This window comes from Pseudomonas sp. LABIM340, assembly GCF_040017195.2.
In the GTDB taxonomy this organism is placed as follows: domain Bacteria; phylum Pseudomonadota; class Gammaproteobacteria; order Pseudomonadales; family Pseudomonadaceae; genus Pseudomonas.
The window spans coordinates 4,911,489-4,925,216 of sequence record NZ_CM200227.1 but is presented as its reverse complement, the minus strand read 5'-3'; the positions used below and the strand labels follow the sequence as shown (position 1 = coordinate 4,925,216).

14 protein-coding genes are annotated in these 13,728 nt (G+C 65.4%); 7 read left to right on the top strand and 7 right to left on the bottom strand.

All coding sequences use genetic code 11. The features are described from left to right. Positions 1–44: 44 nt before the first annotated feature. Together ABKS89_RS22530 and ABKS89_RS22525 are read left to right on the top strand one after the other, a co-directional pair. On the top strand, positions 45–977 hold the full coding sequence (locus ABKS89_RS22530; RefSeq protein ID WP_138215236.1) for a lipid A biosynthesis lauroyl acyltransferase: 933 nt from the start codon (positions 45–47) through the stop codon (positions 975–977). Positions 978–1,071: 94 nt separating this feature from the next. Beyond that, positions 1,072–2,220: a patatin-like phospholipase family protein gene (locus ABKS89_RS22525; RefSeq protein WP_138215471.1), complete on the top strand. Its 1,149-nt coding sequence runs from the start codon at positions 1,072–1,074 to the stop codon at positions 2,218–2,220. Positions 2,221–2,436: 216 nt separating this feature from the next. Here ABKS89_RS22525 and ABKS89_RS22520 read toward each other — a convergent pair whose 3' ends face one another. From ABKS89_RS22520 to ABKS89_RS22500, 5 genes are all read right to left on the bottom strand, one after another. Beyond that, the gene (locus tag ABKS89_RS22520) at positions 2,437–3,297 is read right to left on the bottom strand and encodes a pirin family protein (RefSeq protein ID WP_348587142.1); all 861 of its coding nucleotides are present in this window, start codon (positions 3,295–3,297) and stop codon (positions 2,437–2,439) included. Between the two features lie 140 nt (positions 3,298–3,437). Further along, a complete protein-coding gene (locus ABKS89_RS22515) occupies positions 3,438–4,250 on the bottom strand; it encodes an MlaA family lipoprotein (protein ID WP_138215234.1) in 813 nt (270 codons plus the stop codon). Between the two features lie 4 nt (positions 4,251–4,254). Further along, positions 4,255–5,604, bottom strand: coding sequence for a lipid asymmetry maintenance lipase MlaY (gene mlaY, locus ABKS89_RS22510; RefSeq protein WP_348587141.1), 1,350 nt, complete (start codon positions 5,602–5,604; stop codon positions 4,255–4,257). A gap of 85 nt (positions 5,605–5,689) precedes the next feature. Continuing rightward, complete coding sequence (locus ABKS89_RS22505; RefSeq protein ID WP_138215232.1) at positions 5,690–6,175, bottom strand: GNAT family N-acetyltransferase; 486 nt, start codon at positions 6,173–6,175, stop codon at positions 5,690–5,692. A 69-nt stretch (positions 6,176–6,244) separates the two neighbouring features. Beyond that, complete coding sequence (locus tag ABKS89_RS22500) at positions 6,245–6,811, bottom strand: hypothetical protein (RefSeq protein WP_348587139.1); 567 nt, start codon at positions 6,809–6,811, stop codon at positions 6,245–6,247. Positions 6,812–6,921: 110 nt separating this feature from the next. Between ABKS89_RS22500 and ABKS89_RS22495 the strand changes: the two genes are divergently transcribed. After that, on the top strand, positions 6,922–7,287 hold the full coding sequence (locus ABKS89_RS22495) for a hypothetical protein (protein WP_348587138.1): 366 nt from the start codon (positions 6,922–6,924) through the stop codon (positions 7,285–7,287). A gap of 1 nt (position 7,288) precedes the next feature. Here the strand turns inward: ABKS89_RS22495 and ABKS89_RS22490 are convergent, their stop codons facing one another. Beyond that, entirely contained in the window at positions 7,289–8,848 is a 1,560-nt protein-coding gene (locus tag ABKS89_RS22490) for a glycoside hydrolase family 17 protein (protein WP_348587137.1), read from the bottom strand. 74 nt (positions 8,849–8,922) lie between these two features. After that, positions 8,923–9,144: a DUF2061 domain-containing protein gene (locus tag ABKS89_RS22485; RefSeq protein WP_348587135.1), complete on the bottom strand. Its 222-nt coding sequence runs from the start codon at positions 9,142–9,144 to the stop codon at positions 8,923–8,925. A gap of 284 nt (positions 9,145–9,428) precedes the next feature. Between ABKS89_RS22485 and ABKS89_RS22480 the strand changes: the two genes are divergently transcribed. The 4 genes from ABKS89_RS22480 to ABKS89_RS22465 all read left to right on the top strand — a co-directional run bounded on the left by ABKS89_RS22480 (position 9,429) and on the right by ABKS89_RS22465 (position 13,680). Next, positions 9,429–10,283: a glycine betaine ABC transporter substrate-binding protein gene (locus ABKS89_RS22480; RefSeq protein WP_138215227.1), complete on the top strand. Its 855-nt coding sequence runs from the start codon at positions 9,429–9,431 to the stop codon at positions 10,281–10,283. Between the two features lie 278 nt (positions 10,284–10,561). Then, positions 10,562–11,503 carry a WaaS/CpsH family glycosyltransferase gene (locus ABKS89_RS22475; protein ID WP_138215226.1) on the top strand — a complete coding sequence of 314 codons (942 nt, stop codon included), beginning with the start codon at positions 10,562–10,564 and terminating at the stop codon, positions 11,501–11,503. Positions 11,504–11,716: 213 nt separating this feature from the next. After that, positions 11,717–12,028 (top strand): DUF485 domain-containing protein, encoded by a 312-nt coding sequence (locus ABKS89_RS22470; RefSeq protein WP_045210285.1) that lies wholly within the window; start codon positions 11,717–11,719, stop codon positions 12,026–12,028. Continuing rightward, positions 12,025–13,680, top strand: coding sequence for a cation acetate symporter (locus tag ABKS89_RS22465; protein WP_138215225.1), 1,656 nt, complete (start codon positions 12,025–12,027; stop codon positions 13,678–13,680). The genes ABKS89_RS22470 and ABKS89_RS22465 overlap by 4 nt, the downstream gene beginning before the upstream one ends. Positions 13,681–13,728: the final 48 nt, after the last annotated feature.

The following is a 13,728-nucleotide window of genomic DNA, read 5'->3' as shown; positions in this document are numbered from 1 at the left end:
CGGCAAGGTAGAATGTCGGGCTTTGATCGTGACCGGAAAGTTCCATGGACCGCCCCACCTTTCGCCGTGAGTTCCTCCATCCCCGCCATTGGCCGCTCTGGCTCGGCCTCGGCGTGCTCTGGCTGGTGGTGCAGCTGCCGTATCCGGCGCTGCTGACTCTGGGCCGTGCGCTGGGCGCGCTGATGTATCGCGTGGTCGGCAGCCGTCGGGCAATTGCCGCGCGCAATCTGCAGCTGTGCTTCCCGGAACTCTCCGCCGCCGAGCGCAAGCGCCTGCTCAAGGCGAATTTCGCTTCCACCGGCATCGCCTTCTTCGAGATGGCCATGAGCTGGTGGTGGCCGCAGGCCCGTCTGGCGAAACTGGCCCACATCGAAGGCATCGAGCACCTGAAGAAGGCCGAGGCCGACGGCAAGGGCGTGATCCTCATGGCCATGCACTTCACCACCCTGGAGATCGGCGCGGCATTGCTCGGCCAGGTGCAGACCATCGACGGCATGTACCGTGAGCACGACAACCCGGTGTTCGATTTCGTCCAGCGGACCGGCCGCGAGCGGCATAACGCCGACGCCACCGCCATCGAGCGCGAAGATGTGCGCGCCATGCTCAAGGTGCTGCGCGCCGGTCGCGCCATCTGGTACGCGCCGGACCAGGACTATGGCGCCAAGCAGAGCCTGTTCGTGCCGCTGTTCGGCATCCAGGCGGCCACAGTGACCGCCACCACCAAGTTCGCCCGCCTGGGCCGCGCGCTGGTGTTGCCGTTCACCCAGTCGCGTCTGGCCGACGGTTCCGGCTACCGCCTGACCATCCACCCGCCGCTGGAAGACTTCCCCGGCGAGAGCGAGGAGGCTGACTGCATCCGCATCAACCAGTGGGTCGAGAGCGAGATTCGTCGCCAGCCCGAGCAGTACCTCTGGGCACACCGCCGCTTCAAGAGCCGCCCCGAGGGCGAGCCCAAGCTCTACGACAAGAAGAAGTAACGCTCCGGCGGGCTACGCTGGAAACGACGCGACAAGGACTTCTGCCGTGACCGACTCCGCCATTCCCCCCGTCACTCTCCCCAGATCGGATGCCATCACCGGCCTGATTCTCTCCGGCGGCGGCGCGCGGGCGGCCTACCAGGTCGGCGTGCTGGCCGCCATCGCCGAGCTGCTGCCCGAGGGCGCGGAGAATCCCTTTCCGGTCATCGTCGGCACCTCTGCCGGCGCCATCAATGCCGTCGGGCTGGCCTGCGGGGCTTTGTCCTTCACCGGCGCGGTAGAGCGGCTGACCAAGGTCTGGAAGGGTTTTCGCACCGGGCAGGTGTACCGCGCCGACTGGCCCGGCGTGTTCAGCCAGGCCTTCAAGTTCCTCGGCCACAGCCTGCTGGGGCTGGGCAAGCGCGAGCCGGTGGCGCTGCTGGACAGCACGCCGCTGCGTTATCTCCTCGAGCGTGAACTGGATCTCTCCGGCATCGCCGCCGCCGTGCGCCGGCGTAACCTGCGCGCAGTGGCGGTGACCGCGTTCGGCTATGAATCCGGCCAGGCAGTGACCTTCTACCAGGGTCGCGCGACCATCGATCCCTGGCTGCGCCACCGCCGCATCGGCGTGCCGACGCGGCTGCAGATCGAACATCTGCTGGCCAGCTCGGCGATACCACTGCTGTTCCGGCCGGTGAAGATTCTCCGCGAGTTCTTCGGCGACGGTGCGGTACGCCAGCAGGCGCCGATCAGCCCGGCGCTGCACCTGGGTGCCAATCGTGTGCTGGTGATCGGTGTCAGCGGCAACCCCACGGTGGGCAGCGCCAACGAGCAGGTAGCGAACTACCGGACGGGCCAGCCGCCGAGCCTGGCGCAGGTTGGCATTCACCTGTTGAACAGCACCTTCATCGACAGCCTCGAAGGTGATATCGAACTGCTGCACCGGATTAACTTCCTCAGCTCGCTGGTGCCCGAGGAGGCGCGCCGCGCAACGCTGGGGCTGGCGCCAGTGGATGTGCTGCTGATTTCACCGAGTCGGCCGCTGGACGAGATTGCCGCGCAGTACCGCCATGAACTGCCCAAGCCGCTACGCCTGTTCCTGCGTGGGCCGGGAGCGACCAAGGCGAGCGGGGCGGGTGTGCTCAGCTACCTGCTGTTCGAGCCGGGCTACTGCAACGCTCTGATCGAACTGGGGTATCGCGACGCCATGGAAAAGCGCGCGGAAATCGCGCGCTTTCTGGGGATGGAAGACTGGTCGCTGTAGACCGCAGGCTCCCGTCTGTTTTCCCCGCGAAGTCCCGTTTTTGCGCTTTCCCCCTCACCCCAGCCCTGGCTGCGCGCCCCGCTCCTCAGGGAGAGGGGGCAGATTGTGCCGGCTGACGCCATGGTTTCATCCTGCACCGAACGGTCCCCTCTCCCCCTGGGAGAGGGTGAGGGCTGGGCCTGGCGCTGAAATACCACATAAGGGCCAGCGCGGCGGTTAGACGGCGAAGACACCATCGCGGTAATCGCGCAGGGCCTGCTCGATCTCGTCGCGGCTGTTCATCACGAACGGGCCGTACTGCACGATGGGCTCATTGAGCGGTTTGCCGGCCAGCAACAGGACGCGCGCGCCCTTGTCGCTGGACAGCTGGATCTCGTCGCCCTGGCCGAGGCGCACCAGGCGGTTGGTGGCGACGGTTTCGTCACCGCGCTCACCAGGCACCTTGAGCGAACCTTCGTAGACGTACAGCATCACCCGATGGCCCGCCGGAATGTGCGGAGTCACGGAGGCGCCTGCCGGCAGCACCAGGTCGTAGTAGTGCGGCTCGGTGCCCGGACGCTGCACGGCACCCTCGATGGCGGTCTGGCCATCGTCGAAGCGCCCGGCGATCACGGTCACGCCAACGCCTTGCGCGGTGGTCACGCGGGGCACGTCTTCGGGTTCGATGTCGCGGTAGCCAGCCGGGGACAGCTTGTCCTTCGCCGGCAGGTTCAGCCACAGCTGGAAACCACGCATGGCGCCTTCCACCTGCTCGGGCATCTCGCTGTGGATGATGCCGTGGGCGGCGGTCATCCACTGCACGCCGCCGGGCTTGAGCAGGCCGGTATTGCCCAGGTGGTCTTCGTGGCGCATGCGCCCTTCGAGCATGTAGGTGACGGTCTCGAAGCCACGGTGCGGGTGGGCCGGGAAACCGGCGATGTAGTCGTCAGGATTCTGCGTATCGAACTGGTCGAGCATCAGGAACGGATCGAAGCGTTCGATGCCGGCGCCGCCGATCACGCGGGTCAGGCGCACGCCGGCGCCGTCGCTGGCCGGGTGGCCGATGTGCTGGTCGATCACGGTACGTAAGCGGGTCATGGGGACCTCCTTGATCTGTGAATGGAGATCATCCTAGTCCCAATTGATGGATAAATGGTTGCGAGTTTTTCAGTCTAACTATCGATGAATTCGATGGCTTTTCGGAAAGAAAACCGCCGCCCGAAGGCGGCGGTGCCTGCTTACTCCTGAATCTGCAGGCGCCGGGCCTCGGTGTAGAAGTAGCGCAGCTTCTCGTACTCGAAGGGCGTGTTCATCTGCCCGTAGCGGAAGCTGTTGCTGTAGCGCTTGTTGACGATCTCCAGCACCGGCAGTTCCCAGTACTCGCGGCTGATGTCGGAGTAGTCGAGGTAGTTCACTTCGCGAGCGGCGATGAAGTCGGTGACCAGGCCGCCGGTGTCGCGCAGGTTGGACGGGCCGAGGATCGGCAGCATCAGGTACGGGCCGTCCGGCACGCCCCAGTAGCCCAGGGTCTGGCCGAAGTCCTCGCTGACCTTGGGCAGGCCCATGGCCGTGGCCGGGTCCCACAGGCCGCCGATGCCGAGGATGGTGTTGAACAGCAGTCGCGCCGTGCTGTTCGCCGCGCGCTCGGGTTTGAGCTGGGCGACGCTGTTGAGCAGGGTCGGCACCTCGCCGAGGTTGCTGAAGAAGTTGCTCACGCCGCTGCGCACGAAGCGCGGGGTGACGTACTCGTAGCCGTTCACCACGGGTAGGAACACCCACTCGTCGAAGCGGTAGTTGAAGTGATAGACCCGGCGGTTCCACGACTCCCAGGGGTCGTAGACGTTGAGGGCGTCGAAGGTGGCGCGCTCGAACTCGCGCTGGTCGAGGCCGGGGTTGAACTTCAGCGCGTCCAGCGGGTGCTTGAAGCCGTCTTCGTCCGGCGCCATGTCGAAGGCGGTGGAGGTCGGAGTCTTTATGGGTTGCGGCGTCTCGGCCTGGGCGAGGCCGCAGGCCAGCAGCAGGGCGAGAGTCCAGGAATGGCGAAGTGGCATGGAGTCAGTTCCCTGTCTGCGCGGTGGCGATGCCGGTAGCCGTGGCATCCTGTCCCTTGAAGAAGTCGAGCATGTCCTGGGCGTTCACGCGGTAGTTGAGGTTGCCGCAGTGGCCGCCGCGCGGGTAGAGCGTCAGGCGGTCGCCGAAGGTGCGGCGCAGGAAGCCGATGTCGCCCGGGCCGAGGATGACGTCGTCGGCGTTGTGCATGACGGCGATCTTCGGGCTCTCCTTCAGGTAATCCTGGACGCCGTACAGGCTGACCTGGTCGATCAGCTGCGGCAGGCTGCCGCCGTCGTACTTGGCGCGCCACAGCGGCATCAGCTGGTCGGTCATGTAGCACTCGAAGTCGCACTGCATGGCGCGCTTGAAGAAGGGCGTCAGGCTGGTGCCTTCGGTGATCGGGTACTTGGGCGGGGTGATCAGGCCGCGGCGGTTGATCAGGTCCGAGGTGAAGGCGATGTCGGCGGAGGAGAAGCGGAATACCGCGCCGATCAGCATGGCCATCTCTTCGTTGGAGAGGTGCTGCTTGGACTGTTGCAGGTCGAAGAGGAAGGCGTCGTTGAGGTCGACATAGCCCTTCTGCTCGAAGTAGCGGGTCAGCTTGGCGAGGACCACCTGGTAGAAGGTGTTGGTGTCGTTGATGCCCTTGACGTGGGTCTGCACCAGCTTGTCGAGGTTGCTCACCGAGGTATAGAGGTTCACCGGCGGGTTGAGCAGCAGCACGCGCTTGAAGTTGAAGCTGCGGCGGGTTTCGTCGAGCTTGCTGACGAAGGCCGCGTGCAGCGCGCCGAGGCTGTAGCCGGTCAGGTAGTAGTCGCTGACGGGCAGGTCCGGATGCTGCGCGCGCACGGCCTGCATCACCCGGTACAGGTCATCGGCGTCGTCGGGTGTGTAGCCGGGCGTGGCGACGCGGGAGGCGCCGACCATGAAGTCCCAGCTGGTCGGCGAGGACAGTTGCACCACGTGGTAGCCGGCGTTGTAGAACAGGCGCTTGAGGTACTCCGGCGTGGTGCTGGAGTAGTTGGCGCCGGTGCCGGCGATGATGAACACCAGTGGTGCTTCGTGGTTCTGCCAGGCCAGGCGGTAGTGCAGTTTCTTCACCGGCCAGAAGTTGCTCGGCAGCTCATGCTCGCGCTCCGGGCGCAGCTTGAGTGCGTAGTCCGACTGGCGGATGTCGTCATCCGTCGGCAACTCCGGGCGCAGCTCCGGCGGGGTGGTGGCGATGGTCGCCTCGAACGGGTTGAGCAACGGATAGCCGTAGCTGGCCTGATCCACATCGCGGGCGAAAGCGGGCCCGGCGAGCCCCAGTGCGAGGCCGCCGATCAGGGCGGCCACGCGGCGAAGAAATGTCATGGTTCGGAGTCCTTTCAAGAGGAGGCCAACTCTAGGGTGACCGGGCATTAAGACCAGCACATTTCCTACAAGTGCGATATGCGTTTCAGCCCTTGCGCGCCAGGTCACGCAGGGCATCGCCGGTTAGACGATAGACGGTCCATTCGTCCTGTGGGCGCGCGCCCAGGCTGCGGTAGAAACCGATGGCGGGTTCGTTCCAGTCCAGTACCGACCACTCCAGGCGTCCGCAGTCGCGCTCCACAGCCAGTCGCGCCAGTTCAGTCAGCAATGCCTTGCCCAGGCCGGCGCCACGGGCGGCGGGGCGCACGTAGAGGTCTTCGAGGTAGATGCCGGGCTGGCTCAGCCAGGTGGAATAGTTGTGGAAGAACAGCGCGAAGCCCTGGGGCTCGCCGTCCACTTCGCCGATCAGCACCTCGGCATAGGGGCGCGGGCCGAACAGGTGATCGTGCATGCGCTGGGCGTCGGCCTTCACTTCGTGGACCAGCTTTTCGTAGTCGGCCAGTTCGCGGATCAGCTCGAGGATCAGCGGGATGTCGTCGGGGGCGGCGGGGCGCAGGGTAACGCGGGGCATGAAAATATCCTTGTGCTGCGAATGCTCAGGAGCATGCCCAAAGCCCCGTGCCGCTGGCAACAATGCGCTTCAATAGCGCTCCAGACTCTCCAGCCAGATCAGCTCGCAGGCGCCGGCGCCGGTGTCCTCGCGGGTCAGCGAGCTGACCCAGCGCCAGCCGTCGTCGCCTTCCACCCGCACCAGCTTGCCGGACAGGCGCACGTGCTCCCCGGCGCTGACCTGGGCCAGGGTGCGCGCCACGCCGTCATTGGCCGGGATCATGTGCATGTTGGCGGCATGGGTTTCCAGCTCGCGGCGGGGAATCGGCAGCTTGTCGGCATGCCAGTAGAACCAGCGGTTGCCCTGGCTGATGCGGATTTCGGCGAGTACCCGCGGATCATCCATCGGTCCCCATCCGAGGGCGAGATCGGTGGGCGACAGTTCGGCCTCGCGGCCCAGGCGGTAATCCTCGCGGCCGAGCACGCGGGCCTCGATGCTGAAGTCCTGTAGCGGATAGATGGAATAGCGCTCGACGCGGAAGCCGCCAGCGGACAGGGCCTGGCTGTGCTGCTGCGGTGCGTGGGGGCGGTCGGTCGGCCACAGCCACCAGAAGCTGGAGGCCGCGCAGACCAGCAGGAACAGGGTCGATCGCTTCATCGAAGGCTCCGTGGGTGAAGGAAGTTTAAGCAGGCTTTGGCCCCTCTTGCATCGGCCCCGGCGCTGGTTATGCTGGGCGCCGATTTCCCGCCTCCCGGAGTAGTGGCGCCATGTCCCGTCGTTTGCCCTTGATCCTCCTGCTGCTCGCCCTGGCGCTCTGGCTGGCCGCCAGCTATGGCTTGCGTTTCGGGCTGATGGAGGACAGTCGCTGGGTGGGTATCTGCGCCGACGAAGCCACGCGCTGGGAGTGCAGCGCACGCTCGCAACTGGGCTGGGCGATTCATTTCGGGGTGTTCGGCAAGCTGGCGCTGGGGCTTTCGCTGCTGGCCTTCTTCGTGCCGCGCCAGGCAGGCTGGTGGCTGGCGGTACTGGCCATGCTGGTCACGCTGCCGGCGCTGGTGCTCTACAACGCCGGGCTCGCCGTCTTCGCCGTGGTGCTGGCCGGGCTGCGCCTGGTGCGCGCGCCGGCCCGCTGAGTCAGGCCTTTCGTTCGGCCGGGCATCGCCCGCGCCACAGTGCGCCCAGCAGGAGCAGGCTTACCGCCGCCCAGCCCAGTGCCTGAAGATTGCTCAGACCTTCCAGTGCCAGCTGTGCGGGAATCCCGACGGCGATGATCAGTGCCAGCAGCAGCGCTTCGCGGCGCGGGGCGGCAACCGGGCGGCACAGGTAGGCCAGCGCCGGGAACAGCAGGGCCGCGCTGGGGAAGCTGCGATAGCGCGCATCGAAGACCATCCCGAGCATCAGCACCGCGCCGGCGAAACCGGCGGCCGCCAGCCACAGGCCGGCGCGGCGTTGCAGGGCGTCGAATGCCTGCGAGCGCCAACCCGTGCGGGCCGACAGCGCCAGGCTGATGTGCAGCAGCACCAGCAGGTTGAGGCCGGCCAGCGCCGCCGCCCAGAGCCATTCGCCCCAGAAGCGGCTGGTGATCACCGACAGCTCCAGCCACAGGCCGATGCAGCCGGCACCCAGCGCGCCGGCCAGTGGCAGCAGGAAAGCACTGCGGGGAGAGGCCGGGCGGCCGCCCACCAGCAACGCGCCGAGCAGGATCACGCTGGAAAGCCCCAGCCACAGCGGCCAGCCCGGCAGGTTGCTGACCGGCCCGGCGAGCACGCCTTTTTCCTCGCGGTCGGCGCTGAACAGACCCCAGTAACCGCCCACCGCGCCTTCGCTCTGGCGCTTCCAGGGCTGGTCGAAGGCTTCGATCAGGTTGTAGTGCCAGCCTTTCTCCTCGGCCATGTGCACGAAGCCACGGATGAACCGCGCCTCGTTGATCCGGCTGGGCAGGGCGGTCTCGCGCTGACGACCTTCGCTGGGCCAGCCGGTCTCGCCGATGAGGATGTCCTTGGGGGCGAACTCGCGACCGAAGTCCTCGCGGATCTTCGCCACATGGGCGAGGGCATCGTCGATGCCGCTGGGGTTGTCTTCCCAGTAGGGCAGCAGGTGGATGGTGACGAAGTCCACCGCCGGGGCGATTTCCGGGTGCTGGTGCCAGAACTCCCAGACGTCGGCGTAGGTCACCGGCTGGCGCACCTGGGCCTTCACCTTGTGGATAAGTCCGGCGAGGTAGCGCCCGGTGACTTCCTTGCGCAGCAGGGTCTCGTTGCCGACGATCACCGCCTGCACCACGTCCGGGTACTGGTTGGCGGCCTTGATCAGCGCCTCGACTTCACGCTCGGTGTCCACCGGGTTGGCGTTGACCCAGGCGCCGAGCATCAGCTTCAGGCCGTGCTTGCGGGCCAGCGCCGGGATGCCTTCCAGGCCGGTCATGGAATAGGTGCGCACGCAGTCGAAGCGCGTCGCCAGCAGGGCCAGGTCGGCGTCCATCTGCTCCGGGCGCAGCACGAACGGCTGGTCGAAGGGCGACTGGTCCTTGGCGAACGGGCTGTAGGACGCGCACTGCAGCTTGTGCGTGGGCGTGGCCGCATCGGGCAGGACCAGCGGTTTGCCCAGGCCATACCAGAGCCCGCAGAGGGCGATCAGGGCAAGCAGCAGGGCGAGGCAATAGGGGAGGAGCGGAAAGCGCGAGGACTGTGGCATGGGAGCACGCGAACCGTGGCGAGGCGCGCATCTTAGCAACGCCGTCGGCCGCCGTCAGTGCCCGCGCGGGGGACTCAGGCGTGGCGGTGAATCCAGTGGGGCGTCGGCGCCGAATCGCCTGCGGTGCTGCCCTCGATGCGCTTCCAGAACTTCTCGTGGAAGTGGAAGCCCACCGCGTTGCACAGCGGCTCGACCACCGCGACCAGCCCGCCCACGGTGATGCTGCCGGTCAGCGCGTAGGCGACGCTGAAGGCGATCATGAAGTGCATCAGGGTGAAGGTGACGGTCTTGAGCATGGTGGCGATCCTCCAGTCGAGAATGATTCTCCGTTGCGGAAAGACTACTGCGGGGGAACCCCGTCGCGTAATCGAGCCTCTGTATGAAGGCGATAGGCCGGCAGCGGGGTCGTGGTTGGAATGGCGCGGTCGTGGATGGACGGGTTCTGTCGCGGATCGGACCGTTTGGCGTCGCTCTCAGAGCAGTTCGCCATCAGGGTGCGCCGATCATGAAGGGGCGGCCAAGACCGCGAAATGCGCCGGGTTCCACTCCGACGCGCCGATAAAATCACGGGGAGAAAACCATGCGAATGATGCGACGCCTGTTGGGCCTGGGCGCAGGGCTGGTGCTGTCGGCGGCAGCCGGGCTGGCCGGTGCGGCGGCCAAGCCGGAAATCACCATCGGTTACGTGGACGGCTGGTCGGACAGCGTGGCGACCACGCACGTCGCCGCCGAGATCATGCGCGAGAAGCTCGGCTACCAGGTCAAGCTGATGCCGGTCGCCGCCGGGATCATGTGGCAGGGTGTGGCGCGCGGCAAGCTCGACGCCATGCTCTCGGCCTGGCTGCCGGTCACCCACGGCGCCTACTACGAGAAGATGAAGGACAAGGTGGTCAACCTGGGCGTGAACTACCCGGGCGCGAAGATCGGCCTGATCGTCCCGGAGTACGTGAAAGCCAACAGCATCGAAGACCTCAAGGCGCAGAAGGATGACTTCGGCGGCCGCATCGTCGGCATCGACGCCGGCGCCGGGGTGATGCTCAAGACCGACCAGGCGATCAAGGACTACGGCCTGGACTACAAGCTGGTGGCCAGTTCCGGCAGCGGCATGATCTCCGAGCTGACCCGCGCGGAGAACGACAAGAAGGCCGTGGCGGTGACCGGCTGGATTCCGCACTGGATGTTCGCCAAGTGGAAACTGAAGTTCCTCGAAGACCCGAAAAAGGTCTACGGCGACGAGGAGCACGTCGACAGCGTCGCCAACCCGGCGCTGGAGAAAAAGGCACCGGAAGTCTGGGCCTTCCTGAAGAAATTCCAGTGGAAGGACGGCCAGGAAATCGGCGAAGTCATGCTCGCCGTGCAGAACGGCGAGAAACCGGAAGTGGCCGCCAAGAAATGGGTCGAGGCGCACCCCGATCGCGTGAAGGAATGGCTGTGATCGCCTAGGTCGCACCCTCGCGCTATACGGGACAATCCCCCGCAGGCATTGCGACTGCGGGGGATTTTCTTTTTGCGCGTCCTTCGCGGTGGCCATGCACGGGGGCGACGCCTGGTTTCCACGGCTGTGGTTCCTGGGGGATAATCGACCTCTTCCTTTGACTGGCTCGCGTCGAGCCTCGATCGCTGGTGCAAGTGGTCGGCATCCCGTTGGGCTGTCGGTTTGATGTTGCCCTGCGTCGCTTTCCACGGGTATTGCAGTGCGTGTGTTCTGATCGAGTGAAAATCTTCTTCCTGGGCTGGAAGGCCGAGTACGAGCGGGCGATGATCGAGTCGCTGAAGGACAGCTTCGACGTCCGTATCGTCCAGGTGCCCGGCTACGTTCGGCGCATCTATCGGTTGTTCCGATCACTGGGCAAGCGCCTGCCGGTGCCGATGCCGCTGGAGTGGCTGGGCCGGAGGGTCAACGCTCGGCATGGTGAACGCCCCGGAGACATCCTGGTCTGCAACGAAGGAGAGCTGCTGCACGGTATCAACGCCGGCATCGCAAGCACCTTCAATGGCCACAAGGTGTTGCTGGTACGCGACCTGGTGGACCGCCAGTTCATCGATTCGGTGCGCGGCCTCTTCGACCGCGTCTACAGCTTCGATCCCGAGCAGTGTTCTCTGCTGGACGTCGAACGGCTTGACCAGTTCTTCCCCTTCAATGAGGCGGCGGCGAGGCAGCTGGCAAGCAGCTCGAACAGCACTGGCACCGGCCGTACCTGCACGTTCCTCGGCCGCGACAAGGGGCGTTCAGCTACCGTACTGGCCATCGCCGAGGCTCTGCGCAAGCAGGGCTGCGAGCTTGATTTCCACATCGTGCGCGACAAGTCCACCCAGGTTGCTTCGCCGTATCACGTCAGCGCCATCTACCCCTACCGCGACAGCCTGCGGATGACCCTGGGCGCCGACGTGCTGGTGGAGGTCAACCAGACCGGCCAGGCTGGCTACACCCTGCGGGTGCTGGAGACCCTGTTCTTCGACAAGAAGCTGTTGACCACCAACGCGCGGGTGAAGCAGGAGTCGTTCTACGACCCGGGCCGTTTCTTCATCTGGGGCGTCGATTCGCCGGACGACCTACCGCGCTTCCTTGAGGCCCGTCCGGCACCGGTGAGCGCCGAAACCCTGTACCGCTACACCCCTGCTGCAATGGTGGAGCGCCTGGTGGCCGAGCGCTGACGCCAGCCCCGAATCGCCTGTTCTGATGTAGAAAAATCCTCCGTGAACTGTCGGGTTTGCGGGGGATTTTTTTATTTTAAAGCGTCTATTCCGGGCTTGTCCGCGAAGTCTGGCTAAACGCTACGACTAAAGTCGTCTGGAGCCCTTGCAGCGCTCAAATAAATTAGGGATCGACGACATCCGCGTCATCCCCGCTGTGAGGACAAGAACAAAATGAACGACAGCATCTACCAGCGGATTGATACCAATCCGCGCTTCAAAGAGCTGGTGGCCAAGCGCGAGCGCTTCGCCTGGCTGCTCTCCCTGATCATGTTGGGCCTGTACGTGCTCTTCATCCTGCTCATCGCCTTCCAGCCGCAGTTGCTCGGCGCGAAGATCAGTGCCGATTCGTCCGTCACCTGGGGCATCCCCATGGGCGTCGGGCTGATCCTCTCGGCCTTCGTGCTCACCGGCATCTACGTGCGCCGCGCGAACGGTGAATTCGACCGTATGAACCAGGAAATCCTCAAGGAGGCCCAGCAATGAAAGGCCGAATTTCTGCGGCCCTCGCTCTGGCCGCGTTCGCACCGTCTCTCTGGGCTGACGCCCTCACTGGCGAGGTACAGCGCCAGCCGCTGAACGTCTCCGCCATCGTCATGTTCGTCGCTTTCGTCGGCCTGACCCTGTGCATTACCTACTGGGCCTCCAAGCGCAGCAAGTCCGCTGCTGACTTCTACACCGCCGGCGGCAGCATCACCGGCTTCCAGAATGGCCTGGCAATTGCCGGCGACTACATGTCCGCCGCGTCCTTCCTCGGCATTTCCGCGCTGGTGTTCACCTCGGGCTACGACGGCCTGATCTACTCCATCGGCTTCCTCGTCGGCTGGCCGATCATTCTCTTCCTGATCGCCGAACGCCTGCGCAACCTCGGCAAGTACACCTTCGCCGACGTGGCGTCCTACCGCCTCAAGCAGAAGGACATCCGCACCCTGTCCGCCTGCGGTTCGCTGGTGGTCGTGGCTTTCTACCTGATCGCGCAGATGGTCGGCGCCGGCAAGCTGATCGAGCTGCTGTTCGGCCTGAACTACCACGTCGCGGTCGTGCTGGTCGGCATCCTGATGGTCCTGTACGTACTGTTCGGTGGCATGCTCGCCACCACCTGGGTACAGATCATCAAGGCAGTGCTGCTGCTCTCGGGCGCCACCTTCATGGCGATCATGGTGCTCAAGCACGTCAACTTCGACATCAGCACCCTGTTCTCCGAAGCCATCAAGGTCCATCCCAAGGGCGAGGCCATCATGAGCCCCGGCGGCCTGGTGAAGGACCCGATCTCCGCGTTCTCCCTGGGCTTCGCGCTGATGTTCGGCACCGCTGGCCTGCCGCACATCCTGATGCGCTTCTTCACCGTCAGTGACGCCAAGGAAGCCCGCAAGTCGGTGTTCTTCGCCACTGGCTTCATCGGCTACTTCTACATCCTGACCTTCATCATCGGCTTCGGCGCGATCCTGCTGGTCAGCACCAACCCGGACTTCAAGGACGCCACCGGCGCCCTGCTGGGTGGCAACAACATGGCGGCCGTGCACCTGGCCGATGCCGTCGGCGGCAGCCTGTTCCTGGGCTTCATCTCCGCCGTAGCCTTCGCCACCATCCTCGCGGTGGTTGCCGGCCTGACCCTGGCCGGTGCCTCGGCCGTGTCCCACGACCTGTACGCCAGCGTGCTGAAGGGCGGCAAGGCCAACGAGAAGGATGAGCTGCGCGTCTCGAAGATCACCACCGTCTGCCTGGGCGTGGTCGCGATCGTGCTCGGCATCCTGTTCGAGAAGCAGAACATCGCCTTCATGGTCGGCCTGGCCTTCTCCATCGCCGCCAGCTGCAACTTCCCGGTGCTGCTGCTCTCCATGTACTGGAAGAAGCTGACCACCCGTGGCGCGAAGATCGGCGGCTGGCTCGGCCTGATCACCGCCGTGACCCTGATGATCCTCGGCCCGACCATCTGGGTACAGATCCTCGGCCACGAGAAAGCCATCTACCCGTACGAGTACCCGGCGCTGTTCTCCATGGCCGTGGCCTTCATCGGTATCTGGTTCTTCTCCATCACCGACAAGTCGGCCGCTGCCGACGAAGAGCGCGCGCGCTTCTTCCCGCAATTCATCCGTTCGCAGACCGGCCTGGGTGCCAGTGGCGCAGCTGCCCACTGATAGCCTGAGCTAACCTGCCGGGGCCGGGGGTGGAAACACCTCCGGCCC

Bases quoted from the DNA above. Each gene is read 5' to 3' on its own strand.
- ABKS89_RS22500 (WP_348587139.1), bottom strand. From the start codon at position 6,811: ATGAAGCGATCGACCCTGTTCCTGCTGGTCTGCGCGGCCTCCAGCTTC.
- ABKS89_RS22495 (WP_348587138.1), top strand. From the start codon at position 6,922: ATGTCCCGTCGTTTGCCCTTGATCCTCCTGCTGCTCGCCCTGGCGCTC.
- ABKS89_RS22530 (WP_138215236.1), top strand. From the start codon at position 45: ATGGACCGCCCCACCTTTCGCCGTGAGTTCCTCCATCCCCGCCATTGG.
- ABKS89_RS22505 (WP_138215232.1), bottom strand. From the start codon at position 6,175: ATGCCCCGCGTTACCCTGCGCCCCGCCGCCCCCGACGACATCCCGCTG.
- ABKS89_RS22520 (WP_348587142.1), bottom strand. From the start codon at position 3,297: ATGACCCGCTTACGTACCGTGATCGACCAGCACATCGGCCACCCGGCC.
- ABKS89_RS22470 (WP_045210285.1), top strand. From the start codon at position 11,717: ATGAACGACAGCATCTACCAGCGGATTGATACCAATCCGCGCTTCAAA.
- ABKS89_RS22490 (WP_348587137.1), bottom strand. From the start codon at position 8,848: ATGCCACAGTCCTCGCGCTTTCCGCTCCTCCCCTATTGCCTCGCCCTG.
- ABKS89_RS22485 (WP_348587135.1), bottom strand. From the start codon at position 9,144: ATGCTCAAGACCGTCACCTTCACCCTGATGCACTTCATGATCGCCTTC.
- ABKS89_RS22465 (WP_138215225.1), top strand. From the start codon at position 12,025: ATGAAAGGCCGAATTTCTGCGGCCCTCGCTCTGGCCGCGTTCGCACCG.
- ABKS89_RS22480 (WP_138215227.1), top strand. From the start codon at position 9,429: ATGCGAATGATGCGACGCCTGTTGGGCCTGGGCGCAGGGCTGGTGCTG.
- ABKS89_RS22515 (WP_138215234.1), bottom strand. From the start codon at position 4,250: ATGCCACTTCGCCATTCCTGGACTCTCGCCCTGCTGCTGGCCTGCGGC.
- mlaY (WP_348587141.1), bottom strand. From the start codon at position 5,604: ATGACATTTCTTCGCCGCGTGGCCGCCCTGATCGGCGGCCTCGCACTG.